Raw genomic sequence first — 25,790 nt, forward strand, 5'->3', positions numbered from 1 at the left:
CTGGCAGTAGCTTCTTTCCGTGGCGTCTCCAACCCCGCGACATGGCGACGGTCACCACGGCGGCGCGACTCCACTTCGGCTTCCAGAACCTCTCGCTCGCACACGAACGACTGTACGGCGGGGTCGGACTGGCGCTCGACGAGCCACGACTGGTCGTCGAGGCCCACCCGGCGGACGTGGTCGACTGCAACGACGCGGCCGCCGAACCGTACGTCCGACGGGCCGTCGACGCGCTGGGTGTCTCGGGTGTGTGCGTTCAGATCGAAGAGCGGTTCCCGCGACACGTCGGCCTCGGGAGCGGCACGCAACTCGCGCTCGCCACCCTCGTCGCCGTCGCTCGCGCCCACGACACGACGGCAGACGCCCGTACGTACGCGCCGAGACTGGGTCGGGGTGGCCGGAGCGGTATCGGCGTCGCCACGTTCGAACGGGGCGGGTTCGTCGTCGACGGCGGCCACCCGACCGAGCGGTTCACCGCCGAACCGCCGGCCGAGGGCGACTGGGAGGTGCCGCCGATTCTGGCCCGCCACGACGTGCCCGCCCACTGGCGGTTCGTCCTCGTCGTCCCCGACACCGACCCCGGCCAGCACGGGAGCGAGGAGGACCAGAGCATGCGACAGGCCGTCGAACGGGCCGACCCCGGCATCGCAGACGAGATAGCCACACTCCTCACCCGGCGACTCCTCCCGGCCATCGGGACCCGTGACCGCCGGCAGTTCGGACAGGCCGCGGCCCGACTCGGGCGACTCAACGGCGCGTGGTACGCCGACGAGCAAGGCGGCGTCTACCGACCGCCAGCGGGCACCATCGTCGAGCGTCTCTCGGACGAACCGGCCGTGACCGGCGCTGGCCAGTCATCGTGGGGGCCGACGGTGTGGGGCCTGACCGACACCGACGGCGTCGACGCGGCCCGAGAAGCGGGCCGGACCGCCCTCGACGCCGCTGGCGTCGGCGGCGACGTCCACGTGGTCGCTCCACGGAATACGGGCGCAACACTGGACGAGTGACATTTTCTCCTCCCTGACGGGCGAGGATTTCTGAGCGTTGGGATAGTGAGGTACGCGACCCGCCTGTTCGCTCGGTGCAAAACCTGCGGTTTGGCCGCACACGGTTTGCGTCACGCTTCCGACCACAGCACGAACTCGTCTTGCTCGTGTCTCACTCACACGGTCAAGGGGATACCGTGTTCCTCAGCCTTGTATGCAAGCAGGTTCGCGGCGCTCGCCTCCGAACTCAGCAACTCAAACGGGAACATTACATTTGGATGACTCGACAGCGCCACTCTTGCCCGCTACACTCAAACAGCGACAACTCTCCCCGACCAACGATCTACTTCCGAAGAGCGTCTCATCCATGAAATCGACTGTCGTGTGCCCAAACTACAAAGCCAAACTTTCAAACAGAGCAGAACACGAACAGTCATTCCACAGAAATCATATATTTCTACTAAATACTGTACTGTAATGAAACGCCGAAAGTTAGCGCTAACGCTCTGTTCCATGGTCCCACTGTCGCTTGCCGGTTGCTTCAGTTCCAACGACAGTGATGATGATTTAGGTGATAACACAAGTGAAGAGACAGTCCAATCAAAAACCTCAACGATGGATCCAGAGTATTCACTTGCAATATTAGTTTTTAACGGAAGTGGGAATCTGCAGACAGGATCGATGGCCTTGAAACATGACAACAAACAAATATATCAAAAGAAATTTGGTCTTGAACCGGATGATCAGAGAGGATTTGATACCGGTGTTAGCGATACAGGGTCGTTTGAGCTACAGGTCGAATCGAACGATAGAAACGCAACGTTTCCAATAACTGTCACTCAGGAGGCTATAAAACTCGGATCGAATTACCAGGTGGTGATCGATGATAGCGGAATCACAGGTGCAATCCAGGAATGATGAGGATCGCGTTACGGTTCAAAACTCAGCAGCCAAACGGACATCTCAATTACTAACTCATCTACTGGCTCACCGACAACGTACTTCCCAAGAGTGCCGATGAGCAGATGATCGCTGACGTGGAGCGCAACGAGTTCCGGCGGCCGAGCACTTGGGGCGTTCTGACTGTACTGATAGCACCTCTCGATAGCACCACGGTAAGACACACTTACTGCTAGCAGGGCAAGCGTTTAAGCGACCACACGGGTCAATGCGTGTATGGAGCGTATCCCGTTCGGTGTCAAGCAACTTGATGCCATCATCAACGGCGGCGCACCGGCCGGTAGCGTCGTCCTGTTGGCCGGCGAGGCGGGGGCCGGGTCGCGGGAGTTCATGCACACGAGTGCGGTCATCAACGGACTCAGCCGCGTCGACGAGGAGATGTACGACCTCTACTACGGGGGCCCGTCGGAGACGGCCCTGCCGCCGAAGGAGGTCCACTACATCTCCTTTACAGCAAGCGGGGAGCAACTGGCCTCGGAGATGCGACTCGCGATGGACGAGGACCTGCTAGAGACGGCGCTCTCGGGGATCGAGTTCCACGATATGTCCGAGCGGTACTTCCACATGAGTCCGGTGCCGCGGTCGTGGTACGCCGAGCAGACCCCGAAGATCGAGGACCTGCGGGCCAGACACGAACGCGACGACCTGCTGGGGGCACTGGGGTCGAAACTCAGCGACGTGGCCGCGGGCAACCTCGTCGTCATCGACTCGCTGTCGGACCTCGTCAGCGCCATGGGCGAGGACATCGACTGGGCCGACATCACCTTTCTCGTCGCGGGCCTCCAGAAGGCGGCCCACAAGTGGGGTGGGCTCATCCTCTTGCACCTCAACTACGAGACGCTCTCTGGCGCCCGGCAGGGGCAGTTGAGCGACGCCGCCCACGGCACGATGGAGTTCTCGTGGGAGTCCGGCGGGTCGACGCGGGCCCGGACGCTCGTCGTCAAGCAGTTCCGCGGCGTCCTCTCCCAGATAGAGGACGAGGATATCGTCCAGTTCGAGACGGAACTCGGCGACGCCGGGTTCGACATCAGCGACGTGCGCAAGATTCGGTGAGTCGGCACTCACGCCGTATCGCGGTCTTCGATGGTAGTTTCGCCGGCTGAAATAGGCGGCAAACCCTTAACTATCTAGTTCATAAGATGGTACGTAATGGCCAGTGAGTCGACGGAGGAGGGGGCCGTCACCGTCGCGTTGCCGCCGGAGCTCGACGAGTGGCTCGACGAGCGAGCGGCGACACTCGGGGTGGACCGCGAGGAACTCGTCCACCAGTTGCTGGCGTCGTACCGTATGACGACGGACCGCGACGACACCGAGTCGATGGCCGCGCTGTCCGACGTCGACCGGACCGTCGAGGAAGCGCTTGGCGACCGGCTAGACGCCGTCGTGGCCGCCGCCGTCGACGACGCCATCGACGGGCGAATACCACCAGCCGTCGAATCCGCCGTCGGCGACCGCCTGCCCGACATCACCGACGCCGTCGAGGGTCGCCTCGACCCCCGTTTCGAGTCCGTCGAGGACGATTTTCAAGCGAAGATAGAGGACGTCAGAAGCCGCGTCGTCCAGTTGAAACGGGAACTCGACGGGAAGGCGGCGGCCGACCACGACCACGAGGAGTTCGCCGCAATCGAAGACCTCGAAAGCGAGGTGACGTCGTTACACCGGGAACTCGCCGCTGCCCGCGACGAACTCGAAGACGACATCACCGACCAGTCGGCCCGAGTCGACGACGTCGAGCGCCACATCGAGGGCGTCGACGACCGAATCGACGACGTCGAAGAGAAACTCACCCGCGTCGCGTGGGTCGTCAACGACCTGCGCGACGACCAGGGTGGCCGGGACGCCCACCAGAAGGCTGTCGACCGTATCAAGCGCGCCGCCGCACAGGAGGGCATCTCGTCGGCGTCCTGTGAGAACTGCGGCGAGTCGGTCGACATCGGCCTGCTGACCGACCCGCAGTGTCCCCACTGTGGGTCGACCGTCTCTGACGTCCGCCCCGAAGGAGGCATCCTCCGCAAGAAAGCGCGACTCGTAACCGCCGCCCAACTGGAGGCCGGCCCGACCGATGAGTGAGGACGACCCCGAGGACCCGTTCGAGGACTTCGACGTGCCCGAGGACCCCGAGGACCCGTTCGAGGATTTCGACGTGCCCGAGGCCCCGTCCGCGAGTGACGAGGTGCCACCACCCGACGCCGAGAACCCGATGGCCGACGTGACTCTAGGCGTGGAGTCCGGCGACGGCGACGCGACGCCCGAGGACCCGTTCTCTGATATGGGCGACCGCGACGGCGACCCATTCGGCGGCGCCGAGAGCGTCTTCGAGTCGGTGGACGTGGGGTCGGTCGACCCCGACGGAGTGTGGGACTCGCTCGGCGAGGACGACTCGCCGACGCCGCCGTCCGATAGAAAGCGCTACGCCGACGTATCGAAACACCGCTACTGCGAGCAGTGCGAGCACTTCGCCGAGCCACCGGCGGTCCAGTGCACGCACGAAGGGACGGAGATCCTGGAGTTCGTCGACATGGAGACGGTTCGCCTCCTGAACTGTCCGGTCGTCGCAGAGCAGCGAGAACTCGGCAACGAGGAGTAACGTCTTTTTGTCGGCGTCGCGGATAGCCGGGCATGCAGTTCTGCGACGACTGTGGCTCGATGATGCACGCCGACGGCGACGAGATGGTCTGTCAGTCCTGTGGCGCTCGCGTCGCGAAAGACGAGGACAGAGCCGCCGACTTCGTCAGCACGGCCGAACAGAGCGACGACGACGTCATCGAGACGGAGGAAGGAGCGGACTTCGAGGGCAAACCGACGGCCGACGACGTCACCTGTGAGGAGTGTGGCCACGGGAAGGCGTGGTACACCATCAAACAGACCGGGTCCGCCGACGAACCGCCGACGCGCTTTTTCAAGTGCCAGGAGTGTGGCTACCGCTGGCGGGAGTACAACTAAGCCACTCCCGGCCTGCCATCCCCCATGACACTCGAATCGCGGACCCGCGAGACGGTCCGTATGGAACTCGAACGCCTCGTCGACGCCTACGGCGACGTCCCGGTCCGGCGCGACACCGTCACCAACGACCCCGACTTCTTCGAGCGCGGAGCGAAACTCGCCGAAGAGGGGTGGCTGGGCGACGCCGGCGCGTGGGTCACCGACGAGGACGGGCGAGTCCTGCTCATCAAACATCGGGGCGCGCCGGAGACGTGGGGCACGCCCGGCGGTGGTCACGAACCCGGCGAAGGGCTGGACGACACCGCTCGCCGTGAGGTCCGCGAGGAGACGGGCGTCGACTGCACGCTGACGGGCCTCTACTACGCGCGCTGGAAGACCATCGTCCACGCCGAGGACGCCGACCGGCGCCTCCACATGCTGACCGTGGAGTTCGACGCCGAGGCGAGCGGCGGCGATATCGACGTGAGCGACGACGAGGTGCTAGCGGCCGAGTGGTTCGAGACGGTCCCCGAGGCGTTACACGAGATTCCCGCCACGCGAAGCCCGGACGAGTCCGCCTGAGGGACGCTCAAAACGCGGCCGAACCGTTCTGAAAGCACTTACGCCGGACGGGGGTAGTCACGAGCATGCGCCGCCGGACCCTCCTCGCGCTCTGTGGCTCGCTCGTCGCCGGCAGTGGCTGTCTGGACCTGACTCCCGACTCCGCGCCGGCCGACGAGACTGTGACGCCGGTCCCCGAACGGACGACCGAGAGCGGCACGCACGACGACCAGATCCCGACCGTCGACCTCGCCTCGGTAGTCGTCCAACCCGGCGTCGTCGCACCGAACAGCCCCGACTCCATCGGCGTCTACGCCGACGCCGGCCAGTACCTCCTCGTCGACGTCGCCGTCGACGGTCCTCTGCCCGACCGCTCGGCGTTCGCGGTCCGCTTCGACGGGTCGACGCACACACCGATGGCGTTCACCAGCGGTCTCTACCGGAACGGCGAGTGGGGTGCCGGCTACGGCGACGGGAGCGACGGGGTTCTCGTCTTCGAACTGCCGGAGACGGGCGACGCCAGCGACGCTCGCCTCACGTGGGACCACGGCGCGGTACCGTTCCCGACGAGCGTGACGGCGTCGCTCGAAGCCCCACTCCCGTCTTTCTCGGTCGCGCTCGACGGCCCGACGAGCGTGGCGGCAGACGACGACCCGACCCTCAGAATCCGGGTTACCAACGAGGGCGACCGAACCGGCCGGTACGCCCTCGCGCTGAATCGGACCGGGCCACGCGTCGCGTACGCGCCGGTGGCACGCATCGTCGGTGAACTGGACCCGGGTGGGTCCACGACGCGGGAGTTGGATGCCGAGAACCCCTACGTCGCCGACCCGCCCCGAGAGGCCGTCTACCGACTGGACGCAGCCGACGACGACAACGACGCCAGTCTGACTATCTCGCCGGCCGAAGCGGAGACGGCGACCGACACTGAGAGCACGACAGAAACGGGGAAGACGCGAACGCCCGGACGGACCGACGAGGGCACCGCGACGTTGGCTGAGTGAGCGGTCGGCTCAGGGCATGACGACGACCCACGCGAGGACGACGAGCGCCGCCCCGCCGACGGTCGACCCGACGGCGTGGGTCCGGAGTTCGTCAAGCAGGTCGTGTGAGTGTTCCTGCAGGGAGCAGACTTCGTCGATTTCGCTGCCGGCCTCGCAGTTCGGGAGGAAGTCCATCGCGACGTGGAGGAAGATGCCGGCGGCGAAGCCGAAGACCAGCGCGTTTACCACCGGGGTCTGTGGCACCGGCAGGAGCGCCGACGGAATCGCGGTCAGGCCGACGCCGGCGGCCGGGAGCAACAGTGACGTCGCGGTCTTCCCGTCGCGGTTGAGGCGACGAGCAGCGGCGTAGCCGGCGGGGCCTTTGTGCGAGACGATAGCGAGACCGAGCAGCAGACCGAGCGTCGGCATCGTGCCGTAGACGAGGCCGATGATGAGGCCCGCAGAGAGGGCGTGGGCGGCGATGGCGGCCGTCGTCGTATCGAAGGAGGTGTCGACGTGCGTCAGTCGGTGGCCGACGGTGTGGGTGCCGTAGCCGGCGACGATACCGACGGCGATGCCGATACCGCCGATGCGAGGCGTGCCAGCGGCGGAACCCAGCCCCATCGCCTGCGGGACGAGGAACATCGCCGCCGAGGTGACCATCGCCCCGCTCGCGAGACCGTATCCCCAGACGAGGCTGTGGGGGCTCGTTCGGGCGGCCCGGGCACCGAGCCACGCGCCGAGTCCCATCGCCGCGAATGCGACCCACGAGATGACCAGCACCTTCTGCAACCCGCCGGTAGCGCCGACGGCCGACAGTGCGAGGAGGCCGACGACGCTCGCGACGCCGAGGAGCGACGGCCGCGCACTCTTATTAACTGTAGAAGACCCATTAATAGGCATTAGTTACTGAAATCGGGGTATTACTAATAAATCCGTCGGTCACCGGTCAGCGAGTCGCTCGGCGGTAGTCGCCCCAGTCGAGTACCGCGCCGTCGAGGTCGTCGACGGGGGCGTCGGTGAGCACCCACAGCACCATCTCGGCCACGTCGGCGGGGTCACGGCCACCGCTCCCGGAGAGGTCGGTTCCAACCTTCCCCGGGTCGACGGCGCCTACGGGCACGTCGAGGTCGGCAGCGAACCCGCGGGCGACGGCCTCCGCCGCGGCCTTCGAGACGGCATAGGAGCCGTATCCGGGCATTCCCTGTCGGCCGACGGCCCCCGTCGGGACGACGATTCGAGCGTCCGGAGCGAGGTAGGGGACGGCCTCGCGGATCGTCGCGAACACGCCGCGAGCGTTCGTTCGGAGGTGGTCGTCGAACGCCGCGTAGGACTCATCGGAGAGCGGCGTCTCACCGGCCTCGCCGTGGTAGACGGCGGCGTTGGCGACGACGGCGTCGACGCGCCCGTTCACTCGGGCCGCCGTCTCCAGTAGGCGCTCTACGTCGAACTCGTCGCGGACGTCGGCCCGCATCGCGGTGACCGCGCCGCCGTCGCTGGCGATGTCGTCCGCCACCGCCTCCAGTACGGCCTTTTGCCGGGCACAGATAACGGCGTGTCCGCCGGCCGCCGAGACGGCACGTGCGACCTGCTCTCCGATGCCCCTGCTGGCGCCGGTGACGACGACTGTCGTGTCGTCCATGGGAGCGTGTTCGGGCCCCACTCACATCTCCGTTGTCACTGGCTGATACTGGTGGCTGTAAGTTCGTACAGATATTCGCCACCCCGGGGTGGCGAAGTACTTCAGTTTGTTACAGCCACCAGTATGAGTCGGTGTGCTCTATCGGAACCTCGGCCCGTGCCTCACTTTATCACACCAATCCAGTTTGGCCGCGTGTTTATTGTCCGTCCGGGCCTCAGAGACGTATAATGAGTGAGGTGTCCGGAGAAGAAGTAGTCGTCGTCGGCGGCGGATTCGGTGGCCTGTCGGCCGCCTGCTATCTGGCCGACGCCGGTGCTGACGTGCGGTTGCTGGAAAAGAACGAACAGTTGGGCGGCCGTGCCTCCCGTCTGGAGGCGGATGGGTTCACGTTCGACATGGGCCCGTCGTGGTACCTCATGCCCGACGTCTTCGAGCGGTTCTTCGCCTACTTCGGGAAGGAACCGAGCGACTACTACGACCTGACCCGACTGGACCCGCACTACCGCATCTTCTTCAAGGACGGCGACCGGTTGGACGTGACCGGCAACGACGACGAGATGCGCGAGAAGTTCGAGGCGTACGAACCCGGCGCCGCCGAGGCGTTCGACGAGTACCTCGCCACCAGCGAACGGCACTACGAGACGGCGATGAACAAGTTCGTCTACGAGGACCGCTCCACCCTGCGTGACTGGGTCGACTTAGACGTGATGACGGCGGCACCCATCGGCCTGCAACTGCTCGGGTCGATGCAGGGCCACGTCGAGGACTACTTCGAGCACCCGAAACTCCAGCAGATAATGCAGTACACGCTGGTGTTCCTCGGCGGGTCCCCGAAGAACACGCCGGCGCTGTACAACATGATGAGCCACGTCGACTTCAACCTCGGCGTCTACTACCCCGACGGCGGCATCGGCGCCGTCGTCGACGGCCTCGTCGAACTCGGCGAGAGTCTGGGTGTCACCTACGAGACGGACAGCGAGGTCCGAGAGATCGCCCGCCGAAAGGACGGTTTTCTCGTCGAGACGGTCCACGGCGACACGCTCCACCCCGACGAGGTACTCGTCAACGCCGACTACGCCCACACGGAGCGCGAACTCCTGCCCGACCACGAGCGACAGTACGACGACGACTACTGGGACGAACGAACGTACGCGCCCTCGGCCTTCCTCATGTACATGGGCGTCGAGGGCGACGTGGACCCGCTTGCACACCACACGCTCGTCCTGCCGACGGACTGGGAACCCCACTTCGACGACATCTTCGAGGACCCCGAGTGGCCAGACGAACCGGCCTACTACCTCTGTGTCCCGAGCGAGACGGACAGTAGTGTCGCGCCGGAGGGCCACTCGAACCTGTTCGTCCTCGTCCCCATCGCGCCGGGCTTGCACGACGGGGAGGCCATCCGCGAGGAGTACCGCGAGAAGATTTTGGCCGACATCGCCCAGAACACGGGCGTCGACCTGCGCGACCGCATCGTCTACGAGAAGCAGTTCGCCGTCTCGGACTTCGGCGAGCGGTACAACGCCACCGAGGGCACCGCACTCGGTCTGGCCCACACGCTCCGCCAGACCGCACTCCTGCGTCCGAACAACCGCTCGTCGGCCGTCGACGGCCTCTACTTCACCGGGTCGTTCACGACCCCCGGCATCGGCGTCCCGATGTGTCTCATCAGCGGCGAACACACCGCACAGCGCCTCATAGATAACCACGAATGAGCACCGTCACGGACCGTCTGAGCGAGGTCGCCCCCTCCGAGGACACGCGGCCGGGCTACCTGTTCTGGCTCTCGCGGCCGCGGTTCTGGCTGTATCAGGGCGGTCCGGTCGTCGTCGTGGTGACCTACGCGGCCGACGGGCCCGGCGAACTGTTCTCGCCGCTTGCTATCGCGCTGTTCCTGTACTTCACCGTCCCAGCGAACGTCTTCCTCTACGGCGTCAACGACGTCTTCGACCGGGACGTCGACGAACACAACCCGAAGAAAGACGAGGGTCGCGAAGTCAGCTATCGGGGAGATTCGGTCGTCGTCGCGGCTATCGTCGGGTCGGGCCTGCTGGCCGCCGCGTTCCTGCCGTGGCTCCCGACGCTGGGCGTCGTCGCACTGCTGGCGTGGGCCGCCCTCTCCGTGGAGTACTCCGCCCCGCCGCTCCGGTTCAAGACGACACCGTTTCTCGATTCGCTGTCGAACGGGCTGTACATCCTCCCCGGCGTCGTCGCCTACGCCGCCATCGAGGGCGTCGCGCCGCCCGCCTCGGCCGTCGCCGGCGCGTGGCTCTGGACGATGGGGATGCACACGTTCTCGGCCATCCCGGACATCGAACCCGACCGCGAGGCCGGCATCCAGACGACGGCGACGTACCTCGGGGAATCGAACACCTACTACTACTGCGTGATGTGCTGGCTCACCGCCGCGTTCGTGTTCACCTACACCCACTGGGTGTTCGGGGCGCTCTTGCTCGTCTACCCCGGCCTCGTCTTCGGCATCCTCGCCGTCGGCGTCGACATCGACGAGGCCTACTGGTGGTACCCGGCCATCAACTCCCTCGTCGGCATGGCGTTCACGCTCATCGGCCTGTGGGTGATGCTGTATGGCTGAGCGGGCGTGGCAGGTCCCGACCGACCGGACCGAAGCGACCGCCCGACTGGACGCACTCGTCCGCGAACACCGCTTCACCATCGCCGTCGTCTTCCCGCTGGTCGGCGCGGTGACCCTGCTCGCGAGCGCGGAGGGTCTGCTCCCCCCGCCGCTCGCGTACAACCCCGTCTTCGTCCTGTTCGGGACGCTCGTGATGCGCCTGCCGCTGGTCGCGGGTGTGTTCCCCCTACTCGACCGGAAGGCGACGCTCGCGCTCGTCGCGCTGACAGCCTACTCCTACGGCATCGAACTGTACGGCGTCACCACTGGGTGGCCCTACGGCGAGTTCTCCTACGGCGTCGACTTGGGTCCGATGCTGTTCGGGGCGGTGCCGCTGGGACTGCCGGTGTTCTTCTTCCCGCTGGTGTTGAACGCCTATCTGCTCGTCCTGCTATTGCTGGGTCGGCGGGCCGACTCCCACCTGCCGCGCCTGCTGGCGACGCTGGCGACGGTCATGCTCGTCGACCTCGTACTGGACCCCGGCGCCGTCGCCATCGGCTTCTGGGAGTACGAGGTACAGCAGTTCTACGGCGTCCCGTGGCAGAACTACCGCGGGTGGCTCCTCTCTGGAACCGTCGCCGTCCTGCTGTTCGACTGGGGGTTCGACCGGGCCGGGCTTCGCCGCCGTCTCGAACAGTGTGAGTTCATGCTCGACGACCTCGTGAGCTTCGTCCTCCTCTGGGGCGGCATCAACGCCTTCTACTCGAACTGGGTGCCCGTCGCGCTGGCGGCGCTGCTGGGCGCGGGCCTGCTCTGGACCGACCGCTTCGACTTCGACCTCTCGGAGACGCGCCTCGGTAGAGCGGTCTGGCGGTAGGACGGGGTTCCGGCAACGACGACGTTCGCCCCTGCGGTTATCCGACTCCGCCGCCAAACCCGCCCGATGACAGCGCTGTTCTCCCCGCTCGACCTGCGCGAGACGACGATACCGAACCGGGTGATGGTCTCCCCGATGTGCCAGTACTCCTGTGAAAACCGGGACGGCCTCGCCACCGACTGGCACCGCACGCATCTGGGCTCGCGGGCCGTCGGCGGCGCCGGCCTCGTGATGACCGAAGCCACCGCCGTCGAGGCGCGCGGCCGCATCTCGCCGGCGGACCTCGGCATCTGGAACGACGAACACGCCGCGGCACTCGAACCCATCACCGAGTTCGTCCGCCAGCAGGGGTCGGTCCCGGCCATCCAACTCGCCCACGCCGGCCGGAAGGCCTCGACCAGTCGGCCGTGGGAGGGCCACGACCCGCTCCAGCCGGACGACGGTGGCTGGGAGACGGTCGGTCCCAGCGGCGAGCCGTGGCCCTACGAGGACGGCGACGCGCCGCCGACCCGGAAACTCGATCAGGACGGCATCGAAGGCGTCGTCGACTCGTTCCGCGCGGCCGCCGAGCGCGCCCGCGACGCCGGCTTCGAGGTTGCGGAGGTTCACGCGGCCCACGGGTACCTCCTCCACGAGTTCTGCTCGCCGGTGACCAATCACCGTGAGGACGACTACGGCGGCGACTTCGAGGGTCGCACTCGTCTCGTTCGGGAGGTCACCGCGGCGGTTCGCGAGGTGTGGCCCGACGGCAAGCCGGTGTTCGTCCGCATCTCCGCGACCGACTGGCTCCCCGAACGAGAGTCGTGGACCGTCGACGACTCCGTGCGGCTCGCGGACCACCTCGCCGCGGCCGGCGCGGACCTGATAGACGTAAGCGGCGGCGGCATCCACCCCGACTCGCGCCCGGACTACACCGGGCCGAACTACCAACTGCGCTACGCCGAACGCATCCGCGAGGAGACTGACTCGGACGTCGCCGTCGGCGCCGTCGGCGGCATCACGACGCCCGAACAGGCCGAGGCCATCGTCGCCAACGACCGGGCCGACCTCGCTATCGTCGGCCGCGAACACCTTCGGGACCCCTACTTCGCGATGCACGCCGCCGAGGCGCTCGACGCGACCGACGAAATCGAGGGGCCACCCCAGTACCGGCGCGCGTTCGGGTTCTAGACGGGACATTCGATCGGGGTCGAGTGGCCCGAAGTAGCGAACCGCCAGCCCCCGCCCACTCGGCGGCCGCAACTCGTTGCGCGCTTCGCTCATTCAGCGAGCGGCCGCTTTCAATCCCGCCCGACTCGGTTGGTCCACGTGGTGGGACTGAAAGGGGCCGGGCGTTCGATTCGCCCGGGCGACACAAGCACCGCAGCAAAGCGAGGAGCGCAGCGAGACCCGGCAATCGAACGCCCGGGGGCTTTCTGGCTGTTCTGAGTCACCGGTGCAGGCGGTAGAAGATGCATCGTTCACACTTGCTGGCGGTAGAAGCGTTCGCTCACACCGAATCGAGGTCTAAGTCGACGGCGTACCAGTCCAGCACGAGCAGGAGCGCCGCGCCGACGAGGGCCGCGCCGGCAAAGGCCACCAGCACGTCCGTCGAGAACCCGACCTCGGTACGGACCACGTAGACGGGCGCCCGGAGCGCACCGACGACGAGCGCGACGAGGAACGTCATCGTCGCCCGGCGGTTCCGGTCGAGCGCGCGGCGGACCGCCCGCGAGATGGTGAACAGGCCGACGAAACCGCCGAGGATGAACGTCACGACGACGGTGCCGAGTTCGACGACCTGTGCCAGCGAGCCACCAGCCAGCAGGCCGATGAGCGAGTCGATGAAGTTGCTCAGCACGTCCGACATCCGTCTGTACTGCCCGAGGATGACGAGCAGGAGCGACCCGGAGATGCCGGGCAGAATCATGGCGCTGACGGCGACGGCGCCGGCGACGAACACCACGACGAGACTGTCGCTGGCGAGAAACGGCGTCGGACCGGAGAGGACGAAGGCGAGAACGAACCCGGTGACTGCGACGCCGACCTGAAACGCCGACTCGAAGCTGAGTTCTCTGAGCAAGACGATAGCCGAGGCGGCGATGAGGCCGAAGAAGAAACCAAAGAGGAGCGTCGGGGCGTTCTTGCTGAGGACGTGGACGGCCCGCGTGACGACGACGACGGCGGTTGCGACGCCGGCCACGAGTGCGAGGCCGAACCAGCCGTCGACGTCGTCCCAGACGTCGAGTGCGTCCCGGACCGAGACGCCGCCGTTCGTCGGTACGAACGCGGTGAGGAACTGCCAGATGCGATCCGGCGTGATGGCCGTGATCATGGCGATGAGGCGGCCGTAGATGCCGGCGATGAGGGCGATGGTCCCCCCGGAGACGCCCGGCACGGCGTCGGCGCTCCCCATACAGATACCGATAGCGAACGTCCGTGCCCACTCCCGTACCGGGGGGACGGAGCCACGGAGGGTCGGTGACGTGTCGGCGGTCTGGTCGGCGGCGGTCATTGCCCAGTCGTACCGCTATCGCGCTGAAATCTCTTGTGGAGTCACGCCACGGCGACAGCGCTGTGGGGGCGGTTCGGACTGCGGGCCGGCGCCCGAATCAGGCGTCCCCGGAGACGACGAGGACGCCGTTGTTGAGCGACGCCGTTCCGTCGGCGGCCGGCAGCGAGACGTCGTACTCCGTGTGATAGAGTGCCGTGTCGACGGCGACGACGGCGGTGTCGCCGAGCAGTTCGACGGTCACCGCGTCGTCGTCGACGGGGTGGAGGTCGACGGCGACGGTCCAGCCGTCGTCGTGTTCTGACCGCGAGACGTCTAACTCGTCGGCGTCGTGTGTCGCGTCCATCGGACGAGTGTGGGTAGGTGCCACAGCCACATAGGGGGCCGTTCGGCGCGTGCCGAATCAGAGGTAGCCCCACGCCTGCAAGCGGTCACCGTCGCCGCCGGGTCTGTCGCTGGCGTCGGTGTGCCAGCGGTCGCCGATGTCCGTCCGGTAGAAGCAGTTCGGCATGAGGACGTTGCGCGCCCGGTCGTACGCCCGTTCCTGTGCCTCACGCATCGTCTCGCCTGTGCCGGTGGCGACGAGGACGATGCCCGAGGTTCCGGCCACGCGCCACTGGCCGTCGGGGTAGACGGCACCCGTCACGTCCTCTGTGTCGTCTGTCGCATCGCTCTCGCCCACCGGCACCCGCTTGACGTCCTCGATGTGGTACGTCTCGCGCACCGAGTCGTCGTCCAGCGCGACGGGCGCGTTCCGAGTGGTCTCGTCGAATAGCTTCTCGTCGTCGTAGGGGAACGGGGGCATGCACACACGGACGCCGACCTGATACCCGGAGTGGACCTGCAAGTCGGGGTCCCGGCCGTTCGCGATGGCCACGAAGAACTCGCCGATGGGCGTCTCCATCCCCTCTTCTTGGATGTAGATAGCGGGATACCCGAAGCGAGGCGTAAACTCCAGCGGATACACCCCGTCGGCGTCGACGATACAGTTGACGTCCATGCTCCCGACGTACCCCTCCTCGGCGAGCAGCGGTTCCAGTTTGCCGAGGGTCTGCTCGAACAGGGGACAGCGGTCGGTCCAGAACATGCTCGTCCCCATCTCGCCCGTCGACGGGCCGATATTCGACGGGAACAGTTTCTTGTGCTCGAAGTTGACGTTTATCGGTTCGACGAAGCCGTCGCCGTTGCAGAAGCCACAGATGGCGACCTCGACGCCCTCGACGCGTCGCTGTAACTGGAACCCCTTCATCCGGTGGCCCCACGCCTTCTCGTAGGCCTCCAGCACCGAGACCACGTCCGACCCGTCGTCCTCGCGGCCGACGTACAGCAGGCGCTTGACGTTCTGGACCTCGCCGAGCGGTTTCACGACGTACGGCGCGGGGTTCTCGCGGACGAACTCGATACCGGCCTCGAAGCGCTCGAACTCGCGGTGCGGGAGCGTCGCGACGCCACACGCTTCCAGCGTCTCCATCGCGAACCCCCGGTCGTCCTCCAGTCGGTCGGTGAGTTCGGTGCCGCCGACGACGGCGTGGCCATCGGCGCGCAGTTCCTCGGCAATCTTGCCGGTACCTAGGTCGCTGCCGTCCCAGATGTCGTCGAAGACGACGACATCGGCCCACTCCAGATCGGCCCGCCAGTCCTCGCTCTTGGTGACGAACCCGTCGCCGATCTCCCGTTCGGCCGGGTGGTGGTCGCTGATGAAGTACCGCACGTCGTGGCCCTCTCGCTCGACGCGCCACGCGATGTCGGCGATGAGCGGGGCGTCCAGCGAGCAAAAGAGGACGTTCGACATACACGACGTGGACGCGCCTACGGCCTAAACGTTCGCCCGTCAGCGACAGGTGCAACATTCTGCACCAAGGGAACCGTTTTATCCCCGTTGGGAGAACGTTCGACTATGACACGAGAGGAACTCGCGACAGCAAGCGACCTACTCGAATCGGCCGCCGACGACACCGCCAGCGACGACGCCAGCGAGCGACTCGGCGACCTCGCCGACCAACTCGACCGTCTCTCGACGGCGGACCAGGGTCCCGACCACGGCCGTCTCGCTCGCATCCAGTCGGCGCTGAACGACGTCTCCTCGGGCGACGGCGAGGACGTCGCCGACACCATCGACGAAGCCGACGACGCCATCAACGAGTATCGCTCCGGGCTCGAAGGGGTCTGAGACGACCTGCGTCGCGCTCCCGACGACCAAATTTTCCATCCGCTAGTACTGTCGAACGTCGGTGAGGAGACTCGAAAGCCGCGCGCGGACCGTCGTCTCGGCCTCGCCCCTCGGTCGCGGTGCCGTCGCGGCGCCGTACTCGTCGAACTCGGTGACGATGCGGTAGCCGACGGTCCGGGGGCCGTCGGCGACTCGTTCCGGGTCGTCTCCCGACGGCCGGAGGACGAGCACTCGGTCGTCGACGATTCGGGCGAGACGGCCCGCGTCGTCGAGCGTCACTTCGACCCGACAGTCGGGTGCGAGGTTGCCAGCCCCGAACGGAAGCGTGACGACCTGTGCGTAGCCGTCACGGTCCGTGACGACGAACGTCCGGTCGCCGTCGCCGGCCGTCCACGACGTCCGATGGGGCCGAATCCACTCGCCACCCATGCCCGATTCCGCCCCTCGAACCGCGCCGCGGATGGCGTCACTCGCCAGGTTCGGACGGTCAGTCGGCGTCGTCGGCGTAGGGGCGTCCCAGCTAGCGAGGACCGACCCGTCGGTGAAGTGGACGATAGAGGTGTGTGGGAGGTCGTCGATGTCGACCACGCCCCAGTGAAAGACACCCAGCAGGCCGTAGAACGGCGTCGGAACCCGGCCCAGCGGTCGCTGGCGCGTCGTGAACACGTGCGTGTGCCGACGCCGAGAGTGCTGGTGGCTCTCGCGGTACCACGCCGCGTCGTAGCCCGACGCACCGGCCGAGTCCTCGGTAATCCGAACCCGCGTCAGGGCGCGGTGGTCGGCGGCGTAGCGGTGGCGTGCCGCCGCGACGATACGCTCCCGCGGCGTCTCGCCGGACGGCGGATCGGGGTCGTACGGTCGGATGTCGGCCACTCGGAGACCGAGGTATCCGCCGAGGGAAGCCACTGCTCCGCCGCTCGCGGCGAGGAACTGCCGTCGGTTCATCCCTCTCTCTCCGTCGGCGTCGGTCGGTCAGCGGCCGCGAGGACCGACCGCTTCCTCCCGTTCGGCGCGGCCCAGACGACCCTGACGCCGGACGGTTCGCCCAGCGAGTGGCGCAGGGTCGCGCCGGGTGTCAACGGATACTCGCTCGCGGCGTCGTGTTCGCGACTGACCCAGACCGTCGTGCGGTCGCTTTCGGCGGAGCGGACGAGCAGTTCGGCGGTGTTCGCCGCGGTCACGTGGTTCCCGCGGACGAACGTGACGTCTACGGCGGCCGCCTCGGCGACCCACTCGAACGAGAGGAGGACGTTGGGGGGCGATTCGGGATACGACTCGGTGGAAGGCGGCGACGGCGTGAGCCCACAGCCGGCGAGGGTGGCCGACGCGGCCGTCAGGAACGAACGACGGAACACGCCTTCAGTTTCAAGTACGTTGAAATAAGTCTTGCTCCGGACGGGGCGAAATGGTCCCTCGGTACTGCGCTGCGGTCACGGCGTCGCTTCGAGGGTCGTCGCTTCGATCAGACCCTCGCTATTCCCCGTCTAACTGCTCTGCCAACGTCGGGACGAACGTGCCGATGTCGGTGACCATCCCCACCGCCTGTGCGCTCCCGCGGTCAAGCAGTTGCGTGACCGTCGAGGGGTTGATGTCGACACAGACGACACGCGTCGTCGACGGGAGGCAGTTGCCCACGGCGACGGAGTGCAGGAGCGTCGAGAGCATCAACACCATGTCGGCCTCGTGGGCCTGTTCGCGGATGGCGTTCTGGGCTTCGACGGCGTCGGTGATGGTGTCGGGCAGGGGGCCGTCGTCGCGGATGGACCCCGCCAGCACGAACGGGCGGTCGTTCTCGATGCACTCGTACATCACGCCGGACTCGATGGTGCCCGACTCGACGGCCGCCTCGATGCCGCCCTCGCGGATGACCTCGCTGATGGCGTAGATGTGGTGTTTGTGGCCGTGGCGGGCGTGGTCTAGGGTTTCGGTGTCGACGCCCAGCGACGTGCCGTAGAGGTCACGCTCGATGTCGTGGACGGCGAAGCCGTTGCCGGCCGAGAGCATGTCGACGTACCCCTCGCGGACGAGGCGGGCCATGTCTTCTCGGGCACCAGAGTGGATGAGCGCCGGGCCACAGACCGCCAGCACCGTCCCGCCGTCTCGCTTCGTCTCCTCGATGGCGCCGGCTATCTTCTGGATGGTCGATTCGGACGGTCGTTCGGCGGAGACGCCGCCCTGCATGAACCCGAAGGCGCCGCCGGAGTCCCGGGGCCGCGACGGCGGGTCGACTCTGATACCAGTCTCGCCGGTGACGATGCGGTCGCCCTCTTCGACGGCGTTGAGGACCTTCGTGTAGGCTCGCGGCTCCGCGCCGTCGTCTCGCGGGCCCTGCCCGCTCGAACGGTCCGCGGAGCGTTGCTCCGCGCCATCTTCCACGACCACCGCACAGTCCATCTCCATGTGTTCGACTTCGAGCCACTCGTCGTCGTAGCGGATGTACGTCGGGTGGTTCGTCGTCGAGTAGAACCCCTTCGGGACGACTTGGTCGGCGGGGGCTGGCTTGAGTTTCGCGTCCTTCGGGTCGGCGGGGTTCGCGCCGTGCTGGTGGAGTTCGTGGAGTATCGACTGGAGCGTCGACTCGTCCTCCGCTTCGACCAGCATCCGTGCGTAGGACTCCTCGTCCTTGCGCCGACCGATATCGAACGCTTCGACGGTGAACGAGCCACCGAGGTCCATGATGGTGCTGAAACACGACTCCATCATCCCCGAGTCGATGATGTGGCCCTCGAGCACCACTTCGCGAGAGACAGACATGCACGGGAAATGGCGACAGTCGGGTAAGACGGTTTTGGGTGTGCGCTACTCGGGAGGCCGGCGAACCACGACGCCCGCCTCGGTACAGTAGGCCCGGACTCGTCGTTCGAAGTCGCCCTCGCCGGGCCACTCGATCGGCGCGCCGAGTGCGTCGGGGTCACCGACGTAACATTCGACCGACTCGTCCGCCGACGCGAGCGGTACGGCGATGCGGACGTATAGCCCCCGGTCGACGCCCTCGTACTCGTCTAACGCCTCGATGTCGGGCGTCCGGAGTATCCGCCCCGCCGTCTTCCCGCCGGGCGACAGGGTCGGGTAGCGCCCGTCGAGTCGGTGGAGGCCGACGAGTTCCGCGGCCCCGCGGTACTCGTACGTATCGAGTACCGCTGTCGCCGTCGCGTGGTCGGTCAGCGTCCCGTAGACGAACACGTCCACCGTTACGCCCGCTCGATTCGGACCGACGCCCCGCCAGAGATATTCGAGAGCGGGCGCACGTCGTCTATCTCGGCGACGACGTTCACGGGCGAGGCGGCCCGTGGCTCGCCGTTCCGACTGGCCGGCGTCGGCCCCCAGAACAGGCACAGCGCGTTCCCCTGTGGCCAGTAGGCGACGGCGCCGACGGGAACCTCGGTCCGGGCGTCTTCCGGCGGCACGTCGACGGCCACCGAGAAGTACAGTTCGTCTCCCCACCGCGTTCCGTCGCCAGAGAGCGGCAGTGCGTCGGCCAGCGCGTCCCGCGTCGCGTGGTTCGCGTCGGTCCAGGTCGCGGTGAGTGCCGCCTCACCGACCTGTACTCGGAGGTCGCTCATGCCCGCAGGTGGGACCGGCAGGACCAAAACTGCACTGGCGAGCGTCCCGATTCAGCCCTCGTCGACGAACCGTTCGACGCGCCACGACCGGTCCGAGTCCCGCGCACAGAGTCGCTCGTAGAACCGTCGCAACCCCGGTGGCTCCGTCGTCGGGAGGACGTGGAGTCGGACGGTGCCGTCGCGCACCGCCACGCGGAACACGTCGGCGGTGCCCTCGTCCCGGACCAGCCACAGCGGCATCGGCAGGTCGTGGAAGTCGCCGTAGCGGTAGGGGCCGTCGGCGAGGATGTCGGCTACGACGCCGGCGAGGTCAGACGTCGACAGGTCCGCGTCCGGGCGCAGTTCGAACTCCGTGCCGCCCTCGTACTCGACCCCGCTCCCGTGGGGAAACCGCCGTCGGGGGCGCCGCGGAATCGAGAACGAGGGGTCGGTCGTCATGTGCCTTCGTGCCACGGTAGGGCGTCATCCCGTTTAAACTCGCGGGCAGATGACACGGGGGCCTCTCAGCGAGTCTCGTCGCCGTCCGGACGCGTCATCGCGACGCTGTACATCGTCCCGGCGAACTCCTCGCCGATGGCCTCGACCAGACGCTCGGCCCGCCGTTCCAGCGGGTCGCCCAGTTCCGGCGGGAGGCCTGCGATCGCGTCCGTCACGACGCCCGCGTGTGCAGACAGGTGGCTCGCGGTCCACGGCACCGGGTCCAGCAGCGTCCGCTCCCTGTCGAACGTCCAGCCGTGACCGGCGAAGACGCGCCTGAGCAAGGACGCCGGGTAGAAGGTCAGCGCCGAGCGGCCAGTGGCCAGTTCGGTGGCGGCGTTCTCGACGGCGAAGAGGTCACGGACGGCGGCGCTCTCCGGGAGCGGTTCGTAGTCGTCGACGACGAGGTGACACCCGGCGGCCGCGACCCGCGAGAACTCCGCCGCGACGGCCGCCAGCGCCGCCGGGTCGAGGAGGTTACAGAGGCCGTGGGCGGTGACGAGGTCCACCGAGTCCGGGCGAAGCGGCGTCTGCCGGAGGTCGCCCTCGACGACGACGAGGCGGTCCGTGGCGTCGCCACAGCGGTCCCGCACCGCCGCGGCGTGGGCCGGGTCGTCGGTGACGGCATAGACACGCGCCGCGCCGGCCGCCAGTAGTCCAGCAGTCGTGTTCCCGACGCCAGCGCCCGCTTCCAGACAGACCCGCCCCTCGACGGGCCGGTCAGCTATGGCGGCCTTGACCGTCTCGGGCACGGTCTGCGATGGCGTCTCTTCGGCCACGGGTCAGTGGTGGAGTTGTTCTGGCACCGGACTGTCGTCGTGGCGGGACTGCTCGATGAGAGCGCGCTGTGTCGCTTCGTCCATTCCGTCGTACCGGCTTGCGGCGTCGAGTACCATCGAGACGAGTTTCGGGTCGCCCGGCGTCACGACGGTACTCAGGCCCTGCGAGGCGGCGAAGTCGAACCGGTCGCGGATCTCCTCCGGCGTGTCGACCGGTTCGTACCAATTCGCGTACGGGCGGTCCTCCTCGGGGAGTTCCGAGGTGGGCGGCCACGACCCCTTCGCGAACGCCTTGATACCCAGCGTCCCGATGTTCTCCTCGCTCGCGCGCTCCAGTACGGCTTCGTAGTCGTATTCGTCGTCGTCCTTCCCGGCGACGACGGGGTTAAGCGGGAACATCAGCGTCTCCAGGTCGTCGATGCGGTCGATGGCGTCGAGGATCAGGTCGGGGTTCCCGTGACTCGTCAGTCCGAGGTGGTCTACCTTCCCCTCGGCTTTCGCCTCGCGGATGGCCGCGAGCGCGCCGTCGTCGCCCGTAATCTCGTCCAGTTCCGACTCGTACTCCAGTCCGTGAATCTGATAGAGGTCGATGGTGTCGACGCCGAGGCGGTCGAGCGACCGCTCCAGTTTGTGGGCCGCGCCGTCGTAGCCCCGTTCTTGGGTCTTACAGCCGAGGAAGATGTCCTCGCGGTGTTGCCGGAGTTTCGGCCCGAGTTTCAGTTCGGCGTCGCCGTAGGTCGGTGCGACGTCGAAGTGGTTGACGCCGTGGTCCAGGACGTGTTCGACCATCTGGTTCGCACCCTCCTGTTCCAGCCAGTTCAGGGCGATCGCGCCGAACGTCGCCACGGTGCTCTCCTGTCCGGTCGCGCCGAGTGGGCGGGTCTCCATATCCGTACGTCGGAGCGGACGCGCAAAACTGTTGGTGGCGACACGGTGAGACTTTTGCCCGCCGCCGCCCTTTTCTGTGGTATGTGTGGCCGCTACAGCCTGTTCGCGCCGCCAGCGGACCTCGAAGCGCGGTTCGACGCCGCCTTCGACTTCGAGTTCGAACCCCGCTACAACGCCGCGCCGAGTCAGTCCTTGCCGGTCGTCACGAACGACGACCCCGACACCATCCAGCGGATGGAGTGGGGACTGATTCCCTCGTGGGCCGACGCCCGCGCGGACCACGGCTACATCAACGCCCGCGCCGAGACGCTCGGCCAGAAGCGGTCCTTCGCGGACGCGTACGAGTCTCGCCGCTGTCTGGTGCCGGCCGACGGCTTCTACGAGTGGGTGGATCGCGCGGAGCACCGCTCCGCGAACGATCGAGCGGCGACGCCGCGAGACAGCGGTGGCGGGGGCAAACAGCCCTATCGCGTCGCCCTGCCCGACGACGACATCTTCGCGATGGCCGGTCTCTACGAGCGGTGGGAACCGCCACAGCGACAGACCGGCCTCGGTGAGTTCGGCGGGGGCGGCGACGACGGCGGCGAGGACGACGTGGTGGAGACGTTTACCATCGTCACGACCGAACCGAACGACGCCGTCCGTGACCTCCACCACCGCATGGCCGTGATTCTCTCGCCCGGAGAGGAAGAGACGTGGCTCACTGCCGATACAGCGACCGCTGTGGACCTTCTCGACCCCTACGACGGCCCGATGCACACGTATCCCGTCTCGACGGCGGTCAACAGCCCCAGTAACGACCGCCCGGAGCTAATTGAGGAAGTCGACGCGTAGGACTTCGACACCCACAGTTTTCTGGTGGGGGGCTTACCCCGACCAATCGTGAAGCCCGCGATATGCAACCAGTCGCGGAGCCACCGGAGACACGCGCAGTCGCATCGGACGTAACGGACCTCGTCGGGAACACGCCGCTGGTCCGTCTGGATTCGTTCGCGCCGAATCTGCTGGGGAAGTACGAGGCGGCCAACCCGTACTCGGTCAAGGACCGCATCGCCGCCTACATGATCGAGGCGGCCGCCGAATCCGGTGAACTGCCGGAGGGCGGCACCGTCGTCGAGGCGACCAGCGGCAACACCGGCATCGGACTGGCGGCGGTGGCCGCGGCCCGCGGCTACGACTGCGTGCTGACGATGCCGGAGTCGATGAGCGAGGAGCGTCGTCGCCTCCTGTCGGGACTGGGCGCCGAGTTGGAACTGACGTCGGCCGACGACGGCATGAGCGGGGCCATCGACCGGGCGGACGAACTCGCCGCGGCCGACGACGCGGTTCGAGCCAGCCAGTTCGAGAACGAGGCCAACCCCCGCGCTCACAGAGAGACCACCGGTCCCGAAATCTGGCGGGACACGGACGGCGACGTGGACGCCGTCGTCGCCGGCGTGGGGACCGGCGGCACTATCACCGGCATCTCTGAGTACACCGCAGAGGTGGAAGGCGCGGACGTGACTTCCGTCGCCGTCGAACCCGAAGCCTCTCAACTGCTGTCGAGCGACGACCCGGACAGCCACGGGATTCAGGGCATCGGCCCCGGGTTCGTCCCCGACATCCTCCGGACCGAACTGCTGGACGAGGTGCGCGTCGCCAGCGAGGACGAGGCAATGGAGGCGGCCCGCCGTCTCGCACGCGAGGACGGTCTCATGGTCGGTATCTCCGCTGGTGCGGCGCTTCACGCGGCCACCGAGTACGCACACGACAACCCCGACGAGACGGTCGTCGTCGTCCTGCCCGACACGGGAGAACGGTACCTCTCGACGGACCTCTGGGACGGTGGCGAGTAAGTCAGACTTACCGGCGGAACTCGTGTGGGTCCGTGTCCTCGGTCAGGACCCGTCCGTCGTCGTCGCGCTGGAACGCCTCACCGGCCAGCAGGAGGTATAGCGAGCAGCCGGTCGAGAGCAAGACGCCCGCGACGGGTATCGCGAGCGTCGTGCCCGAAAGAAACGGCAGGAGCTGGACGACGGCGATGCCGCCGAACGCGACGACGCCGACCCAGCGGCCCCACGGTCTCCGGAGTGCGATGCCGACGCCGGCGGGAACGAGGAATAGTCCCAGCGCGGCCTGACAGCCGCCCAGAACGAGTACTCCGACGCTGATCGCTGCGAGGACGGTGACTGTGCCGGAGACGACGTGGACCACGCCGAGCGAGAGAGCGAGTGCGGCGAGGACGTACAGTTTCGCTTCGCCGCTGTCATCGACCATAGTCCGCGTCGGAGCGTCTGAAACAAATACGTTGGGTAGCGAGAACTGCCCGCAGAACTGCTTACTGGACGCGCCCGAAGGCGAGGGTGCCGCTGATGCTCTCGATGTAGGCGTTGACGACCTGCCCCTCGCGAGCGCCGGAGACGAAGATTGTGTACTTGCCCTTCTCGGCGACGCCGTCGCCCTCGCGGCCAGTTCCGGTGATCTTGACCTCGTAGGTCTCGCCCTCTTCGAGCGTCGGCGTCTGCTGTTGGGTGGTCTTGCTCGCACTCTTCGAGACGGGGCGGAACGCACCACAGGCCTGACAGCGGAGCATGTCGACGCCGTCCTCGGTCTTGAGGACGGTGTCGGGCAGGCCACACTCCGAACACGTGACGTATTCGGCGACGTAGGCGTCGATTGCGGCCTGGAAGTCAGCGACGTCGAAGGACCCGTTGTAGCGGGCCTCGCCGCCGTCGAACTGCCCGTTGGTCCCGAGTTCGCGCTGGATACTGCTGTGGAGGTGCTGGGCGTCTCGCGAGAGCGCGTCGGCGATGGCGCCGAGGTTCGTCAGCCGCGTGAACGCTCCGTCTGTCTGTCCCTCGGGGTCCGGGATGGAGAGTCGCTCACCGGCCTCTCTGGGTTGGTCTGGGAGTACGTCGTACGCTCGCTGGAGTGCGGCCTCGTAGTTCATACCTGCTAGAGCGTGTTCTGACGTAAATGGGTTCCGTGATAGCCGCTGTCAGTTCCCGACGACGGCCCACAGCACCTCGTAGGCGGCGGGTAAGCTCGGGTTCACGAATCGCCGCCGAGATATGCTCACTATAACAAATTCCTACTCTCCGGTTGACTCCGCTATGACGAGTGATTCGTCAGAATCATTGAACCGCCGACAGTTTCTCGCGACGACGGCGACCGCCGCCGGTGGCCTCGCCGTCGCTGTTGGGGGGGTCAGCGCACACGACGACGGCTTCGTCGTCGAACAGGGCGACCGATGTATCCGCGTCGACCCGCTCTCGGGCGATAAGTCTGTCCGCGACCTCTACCGCTGGGGGCAGGAGGACTTTTTCTACAGTTCCACGGGGACGAAAGACCTCCAGCGAGAGGACACCAGCATCCTGTTTCTCTACGACGGGCCGGACGGTCTGAGTCTCGTCATCGTCCACGACAAACTCGACGACGACTCTCCCGGCGGGTCGGTCTCGTTCACTTTCGAGAACGTCCCGGCGGACGCGAGGTGGGTGGTGAAAGACGACTTCTACGACGGTTCTTCGAACTACGACCGGTGGGACATCGACGACACGGAGACGACAGTCGACTGGACGTGGGCCGCCGAGCGAACCGACGGCGGTGCCCTCCGTGGCCTCGACGTCAGCGACCTCTCGCTGCTCATCAGGCCGCGGTTCAACGAGGACGCCGACCTCTTCGGCGAGTTCTACGACGGCCGTCTCGACCGGTGGGAAATCCTCTCTGGCGACATCGACGACCCCGACCGGTACGAACTGGACCGTGAGAAGCATCTGCGCCTACGCCGTGGGGTCTGTGACGACGATCACCACGATGACGACGACCACGACGATGACGACGACCACGACGATGACGACGACCACGACGATGACGACGACCACGACGATGACGACGACCACGACGATGACGACGACCACGACGATGACGACGACCACGA

General features: G+C 66.8%; 31 protein-coding genes and 1 pseudogene. 16 read left to right on the forward strand and 16 right to left on the reverse strand.

Features of this window, described 5'->3' with window-relative positions; all coding sequences use genetic code 11:
• Positions 1 to 41 precede the first annotated feature (41 nt).
• Positions 42 to 1,007 (forward strand): beta-ribofuranosylaminobenzene 5'-phosphate synthase family protein, encoded by a 966-nt coding sequence (locus IEY28_RS09780; RefSeq protein ID WP_188996794.1) that lies wholly within the window; start codon positions 42 to 44, stop codon positions 1,005 to 1,007.
• Positions 1,008 to 1,083: 76 nt separating this feature from the next.
• Here IEY28_RS09780 and IEY28_RS20935 read toward each other — a convergent pair.
• Positions 1,084 to 1,210, reverse strand: a pseudogene (locus IEY28_RS20935) (zinc ribbon domain-containing protein); the annotation flags it as partial.
• Between the two features lie 253 nt (positions 1,211 to 1,463).
• Between IEY28_RS20935 and IEY28_RS09785 the strand changes: the two are divergent.
• The 7 genes from IEY28_RS09785 to IEY28_RS09815 all read left to right on the forward strand — a co-directional run bounded on the left by IEY28_RS09785 (position 1,464) and on the right by IEY28_RS09815 (position 6,433).
• A complete protein-coding gene (locus IEY28_RS09785) occupies positions 1,464 to 1,904 on the forward strand; it encodes a hypothetical protein (RefSeq protein WP_188996796.1) in 441 nt (146 codons plus the stop codon).
• A gap of 258 nt (positions 1,905 to 2,162) precedes the next feature.
• A complete protein-coding gene (locus IEY28_RS09790; protein WP_188996798.1) occupies positions 2,163 to 2,999 on the forward strand; it encodes an RAD55 family ATPase in 837 nt (278 codons plus the stop codon).
• 96 nt (positions 3,000 to 3,095) lie between these two features.
• Positions 3,096 to 4,016: a ribbon-helix-helix protein, CopG family gene (locus IEY28_RS09795; protein ID WP_188996800.1), complete on the forward strand. Its 921-nt coding sequence runs from the start codon at positions 3,096 to 3,098 to the stop codon at positions 4,014 to 4,016.
• Positions 4,009 to 4,533, forward strand: a complete 525-nt coding sequence (locus IEY28_RS09800; RefSeq protein WP_188996802.1) for a DUF8135 domain-containing protein — start codon at positions 4,009 to 4,011, stop codon at positions 4,531 to 4,533. Before IEY28_RS09795 ends, IEY28_RS09800 begins: the two co-directional genes overlap by 8 nt.
• A gap of 32 nt (positions 4,534 to 4,565) precedes the next feature.
• Positions 4,566 to 4,889 carry a transcription factor S gene (locus tag IEY28_RS09805; RefSeq protein ID WP_166971966.1) on the forward strand — a complete coding sequence of 108 codons (324 nt, stop codon included), beginning with the start codon at positions 4,566 to 4,568 and terminating at the stop codon, positions 4,887 to 4,889.
• Positions 4,890 to 4,913: 24 nt separating this feature from the next.
• Positions 4,914 to 5,450 (forward strand): NUDIX hydrolase, encoded by a 537-nt coding sequence (locus tag IEY28_RS09810; RefSeq protein WP_188996804.1) that lies wholly within the window; start codon positions 4,914 to 4,916, stop codon positions 5,448 to 5,450.
• A 65-nt stretch (positions 5,451 to 5,515) separates the two neighbouring features.
• A complete protein-coding gene (locus tag IEY28_RS09815; protein ID WP_188996806.1) occupies positions 5,516 to 6,433 on the forward strand; it encodes a hypothetical protein in 918 nt (305 codons plus the stop codon).
• 9 nt (positions 6,434 to 6,442) lie between these two features.
• Here IEY28_RS09815 and IEY28_RS09820 read toward each other — a convergent pair whose 3' ends face one another.
• The gene (locus IEY28_RS09820) at positions 6,443 to 7,315 is read right to left on the reverse strand and encodes a ZIP family metal transporter (RefSeq protein WP_188996808.1); all 873 of its coding nucleotides are present in this window, start codon (positions 7,313 to 7,315) and stop codon (positions 6,443 to 6,445) included.
• Between the two features lie 46 nt (positions 7,316 to 7,361).
• Positions 7,362 to 8,054 carry an SDR family NAD(P)-dependent oxidoreductase gene (locus IEY28_RS09825; RefSeq protein ID WP_188996810.1) on the reverse strand — a complete coding sequence of 231 codons (693 nt, stop codon included), beginning with the start codon at positions 8,052 to 8,054 and terminating at the stop codon, positions 7,362 to 7,364.
• A 227-nt stretch (positions 8,055 to 8,281) separates the two neighbouring features.
• On the opposite strand from IEY28_RS09825, the gene crtD reads away from it, so the two are divergent.
• The 4 genes from crtD (at position 8,282) to IEY28_RS09845 (ending at position 12,673) form a co-directional block, all read left to right on the forward strand.
• Positions 8,282 to 9,769, forward strand: a complete 1,488-nt coding sequence (crtD, locus tag IEY28_RS09830; RefSeq protein WP_188996812.1) for a carotenoid 3,4-desaturase — start codon at positions 8,282 to 8,284, stop codon at positions 9,767 to 9,769.
• Complete coding sequence (locus IEY28_RS09835) at positions 9,766 to 10,647, forward strand: prenyltransferase (RefSeq protein ID WP_188996814.1); 882 nt, start codon at positions 9,766 to 9,768, stop codon at positions 10,645 to 10,647. The genes crtD and IEY28_RS09835 overlap by 4 nt, the downstream gene beginning before the upstream one ends.
• The gene (gene cruF / locus IEY28_RS09840; protein WP_188996816.1) at positions 10,640 to 11,503 is read left to right on the forward strand and encodes a bisanhydrobacterioruberin hydratase; all 864 of its coding nucleotides are present in this window, start codon (positions 10,640 to 10,642) and stop codon (positions 11,501 to 11,503) included. Before IEY28_RS09835 ends, cruF begins: the two co-directional genes overlap by 8 nt.
• Before the next feature lie 66 nt (positions 11,504 to 11,569).
• Complete coding sequence (locus IEY28_RS09845) at positions 11,570 to 12,673, forward strand: NADH:flavin oxidoreductase/NADH oxidase (RefSeq protein WP_188996818.1); 1,104 nt, start codon at positions 11,570 to 11,572, stop codon at positions 12,671 to 12,673.
• 319 nt (positions 12,674 to 12,992) lie between these two features.
• Here the strand turns inward: IEY28_RS09845 and IEY28_RS09850 are convergent, their stop codons facing one another.
• The 3 genes from IEY28_RS09850 to IEY28_RS09860 all read right to left on the reverse strand — a co-directional run bounded on the left by IEY28_RS09850 (position 12,993) and on the right by IEY28_RS09860 (position 15,786).
• On the reverse strand, positions 12,993 to 13,997 hold the full coding sequence (locus IEY28_RS09850; protein ID WP_188996820.1) for a DUF368 domain-containing protein: 1,005 nt from the start codon (positions 13,995 to 13,997) through the stop codon (positions 12,993 to 12,995).
• Positions 13,998 to 14,094: 97 nt separating this feature from the next.
• Entirely contained in the window at positions 14,095 to 14,340 is a 246-nt protein-coding gene (locus IEY28_RS09855; protein ID WP_166971941.1) for a DUF7127 family protein, read from the reverse strand.
• Positions 14,341 to 14,397: 57 nt separating this feature from the next.
• Positions 14,398 to 15,786 carry a phosphoribosylglycinamide synthetase C domain-containing protein gene (locus IEY28_RS09860; RefSeq protein WP_188996822.1) on the reverse strand — a complete coding sequence of 463 codons (1,389 nt, stop codon included), beginning with the start codon at positions 15,784 to 15,786 and terminating at the stop codon, positions 14,398 to 14,400.
• Positions 15,787 to 15,891: 105 nt separating this feature from the next.
• Here IEY28_RS09860 and IEY28_RS09865 point away from each other — a divergent pair, with 105 nt between their 5' ends.
• Entirely contained in the window at positions 15,892 to 16,164 is a 273-nt protein-coding gene (locus IEY28_RS09865; protein WP_166971939.1) for a DUF7553 family protein, read from the forward strand.
• 42 nt (positions 16,165 to 16,206) lie between these two features.
• On the opposite strand, the gene IEY28_RS09870 is transcribed toward IEY28_RS09865, so the two are convergent.
• The 8 genes from IEY28_RS09870 to IEY28_RS09905 form a co-directional block, all read right to left on the reverse strand.
• A complete protein-coding gene (locus tag IEY28_RS09870) occupies positions 16,207 to 17,109 on the reverse strand; it encodes a hypothetical protein (protein ID WP_188996824.1) in 903 nt (300 codons plus the stop codon).
• A complete protein-coding gene (locus IEY28_RS09875) occupies positions 17,106 to 17,519 on the reverse strand; it encodes a hypothetical protein (RefSeq protein ID WP_188996826.1) in 414 nt (137 codons plus the stop codon). Before IEY28_RS09875 ends, IEY28_RS09870 begins: the two co-directional genes overlap by 4 nt.
• A gap of 118 nt (positions 17,520 to 17,637) precedes the next feature.
• Positions 17,638 to 18,918, reverse strand: a complete 1,281-nt coding sequence (locus tag IEY28_RS09880; RefSeq protein WP_188996828.1) for an ornithine cyclodeaminase family domain — start codon at positions 18,916 to 18,918, stop codon at positions 17,638 to 17,640.
• 45 nt (positions 18,919 to 18,963) lie between these two features.
• Positions 18,964 to 19,353, reverse strand: a complete 390-nt coding sequence (locus tag IEY28_RS09885; protein WP_188996830.1) for a gamma-glutamylcyclotransferase family protein — start codon at positions 19,351 to 19,353, stop codon at positions 18,964 to 18,966.
• A 2-nt stretch (positions 19,354 to 19,355) separates the two neighbouring features.
• Positions 19,356 to 19,727, reverse strand: a complete 372-nt coding sequence (locus tag IEY28_RS09890) for a cyclophilin-like fold protein (RefSeq protein ID WP_188996832.1) — start codon at positions 19,725 to 19,727, stop codon at positions 19,356 to 19,358.
• A gap of 51 nt (positions 19,728 to 19,778) precedes the next feature.
• A complete protein-coding gene (locus tag IEY28_RS09895; RefSeq protein ID WP_188996834.1) occupies positions 19,779 to 20,165 on the reverse strand; it encodes a hypothetical protein in 387 nt (128 codons plus the stop codon).
• Positions 20,166 to 20,230: 65 nt separating this feature from the next.
• Entirely contained in the window at positions 20,231 to 20,983 is a 753-nt protein-coding gene (locus IEY28_RS09900) for a class I SAM-dependent methyltransferase (RefSeq protein ID WP_229783099.1), read from the reverse strand.
• 3 nt (positions 20,984 to 20,986) lie between these two features.
• A complete protein-coding gene (locus tag IEY28_RS09905; RefSeq protein ID WP_188996836.1) occupies positions 20,987 to 21,871 on the reverse strand; it encodes an aldo/keto reductase in 885 nt (294 codons plus the stop codon).
• Positions 21,872 to 21,952: 81 nt separating this feature from the next.
• Here IEY28_RS09905 and IEY28_RS09910 point away from each other — a divergent pair, with 81 nt between their 5' ends.
• Both IEY28_RS09910 and cysK read left to right on the forward strand, forming a co-directional pair.
• Entirely contained in the window at positions 21,953 to 22,705 is a 753-nt protein-coding gene (locus tag IEY28_RS09910) for an SOS response-associated peptidase (protein ID WP_188996839.1), read from the forward strand.
• Between the two features lie 62 nt (positions 22,706 to 22,767).
• Entirely contained in the window at positions 22,768 to 23,706 is a 939-nt protein-coding gene (gene cysK, locus IEY28_RS09915; protein WP_188996841.1) for a cysteine synthase A, read from the forward strand.
• A gap of 7 nt (positions 23,707 to 23,713) precedes the next feature.
• On the opposite strand, the gene IEY28_RS09920 is transcribed toward cysK, so the two are convergent.
• Both IEY28_RS09920 and IEY28_RS09925 read right to left on the reverse strand, forming a co-directional pair.
• Positions 23,714 to 24,127: a hypothetical protein gene (locus tag IEY28_RS09920; protein ID WP_188996843.1), complete on the reverse strand. Its 414-nt coding sequence runs from the start codon at positions 24,125 to 24,127 to the stop codon at positions 23,714 to 23,716.
• Positions 24,128 to 24,188: 61 nt separating this feature from the next.
• A complete protein-coding gene (locus IEY28_RS09925) occupies positions 24,189 to 24,800 on the reverse strand; it encodes a translation initiation factor IF-2 subunit beta (protein ID WP_188996845.1) in 612 nt (203 codons plus the stop codon).
• Between the two features lie 163 nt (positions 24,801 to 24,963).
• Between IEY28_RS09925 and IEY28_RS09930 the strand changes: the two genes are divergently transcribed.
• A partial coding sequence (locus tag IEY28_RS09930; RefSeq protein WP_188996862.1) for a twin-arginine translocation signal domain-containing protein occupies positions 24,964 to 25,790 on the forward strand: 827 nt, incomplete at its 3' end.

This window comes from Haloarcula pellucida, assembly GCF_014647235.1.
GTDB lineage: Archaea > Halobacteriota > Halobacteria > Halobacteriales > Haloarculaceae > Haloarcula > Haloarcula pellucida.

Bases quoted from the DNA above. Each gene is read 5' to 3' on its own strand.
- IEY28_RS09780 (WP_188996794.1), top strand. From the start codon at position 42: ATGGCGACGGTCACCACGGCGGCGCGACTCCACTTCGGCTTCCAGAAC.
- IEY28_RS09785 (WP_188996796.1), top strand. From the start codon at position 1,464: ATGAAACGCCGAAAGTTAGCGCTAACGCTCTGTTCCATGGTCCCACTG.
- IEY28_RS09790 (WP_188996798.1), top strand. From the start codon at position 2,163: ATGGAGCGTATCCCGTTCGGTGTCAAGCAACTTGATGCCATCATCAAC.
- IEY28_RS09795 (WP_188996800.1), top strand. From the start codon at position 3,096: ATGGCCAGTGAGTCGACGGAGGAGGGGGCCGTCACCGTCGCGTTGCCG.
- IEY28_RS09800 (WP_188996802.1), top strand. From the start codon at position 4,009: ATGAGTGAGGACGACCCCGAGGACCCGTTCGAGGACTTCGACGTGCCC.
- IEY28_RS09805 (WP_166971966.1), top strand. From the start codon at position 4,566: ATGCAGTTCTGCGACGACTGTGGCTCGATGATGCACGCCGACGGCGAC.
- IEY28_RS09810 (WP_188996804.1), top strand. From the start codon at position 4,914: ATGACACTCGAATCGCGGACCCGCGAGACGGTCCGTATGGAACTCGAA.
- IEY28_RS09815 (WP_188996806.1), top strand. From the start codon at position 5,516: ATGCGCCGCCGGACCCTCCTCGCGCTCTGTGGCTCGCTCGTCGCCGGC.
- IEY28_RS09820 (WP_188996808.1), bottom strand. From the start codon at position 7,315: ATGCCTATTAATGGGTCTTCTACAGTTAATAAGAGTGCGCGGCCGTCG.
- IEY28_RS09825 (WP_188996810.1), bottom strand. From the start codon at position 8,054: ATGGACGACACGACAGTCGTCGTCACCGGCGCCAGCAGGGGCATCGGA.
- crtD (WP_188996812.1), top strand. From the start codon at position 8,282: ATGAGTGAGGTGTCCGGAGAAGAAGTAGTCGTCGTCGGCGGCGGATTC.
- IEY28_RS09835 (WP_188996814.1), top strand. From the start codon at position 9,766: ATGAGCACCGTCACGGACCGTCTGAGCGAGGTCGCCCCCTCCGAGGAC.
- cruF (WP_188996816.1), top strand. From the start codon at position 10,640: ATGGCTGAGCGGGCGTGGCAGGTCCCGACCGACCGGACCGAAGCGACC.
- IEY28_RS09845 (WP_188996818.1), top strand. From the start codon at position 11,570: ATGACAGCGCTGTTCTCCCCGCTCGACCTGCGCGAGACGACGATACCG.
- IEY28_RS09850 (WP_188996820.1), bottom strand. From the start codon at position 13,997: ATGACCGCCGCCGACCAGACCGCCGACACGTCACCGACCCTCCGTGGC.
- IEY28_RS09855 (WP_166971941.1), bottom strand. From the start codon at position 14,340: ATGGACGCGACACACGACGCCGACGAGTTAGACGTCTCGCGGTCAGAA.
- IEY28_RS09860 (WP_188996822.1), bottom strand. From the start codon at position 15,786: ATGTCGAACGTCCTCTTTTGCTCGCTGGACGCCCCGCTCATCGCCGAC.
- IEY28_RS09865 (WP_166971939.1), top strand. From the start codon at position 15,892: ATGACACGAGAGGAACTCGCGACAGCAAGCGACCTACTCGAATCGGCC.
- IEY28_RS09870 (WP_188996824.1), bottom strand. From the start codon at position 17,109: ATGAACCGACGGCAGTTCCTCGCCGCGAGCGGCGGAGCAGTGGCTTCC.
- IEY28_RS09880 (WP_188996828.1), bottom strand. From the start codon at position 18,918: ATGTCTGTCTCTCGCGAAGTGGTGCTCGAGGGCCACATCATCGACTCG.
- IEY28_RS09890 (WP_188996832.1), bottom strand. From the start codon at position 19,727: ATGAGCGACCTCCGAGTACAGGTCGGTGAGGCGGCACTCACCGCGACC.
- IEY28_RS09895 (WP_188996834.1), bottom strand. From the start codon at position 20,165: ATGACGACCGACCCCTCGTTCTCGATTCCGCGGCGCCCCCGACGGCGG.
- IEY28_RS09905 (WP_188996836.1), bottom strand. From the start codon at position 21,871: ATGGAGACCCGCCCACTCGGCGCGACCGGACAGGAGAGCACCGTGGCG.
- IEY28_RS09910 (WP_188996839.1), top strand. From the start codon at position 21,953: ATGTGTGGCCGCTACAGCCTGTTCGCGCCGCCAGCGGACCTCGAAGCG.
- cysK (WP_188996841.1), top strand. From the start codon at position 22,768: ATGCAACCAGTCGCGGAGCCACCGGAGACACGCGCAGTCGCATCGGAC.
- IEY28_RS09920 (WP_188996843.1), bottom strand. From the start codon at position 24,127: ATGGTCGATGACAGCGGCGAAGCGAAACTGTACGTCCTCGCCGCACTC.
- IEY28_RS09925 (WP_188996845.1), bottom strand. From the start codon at position 24,800: ATGAACTACGAGGCCGCACTCCAGCGAGCGTACGACGTACTCCCAGAC.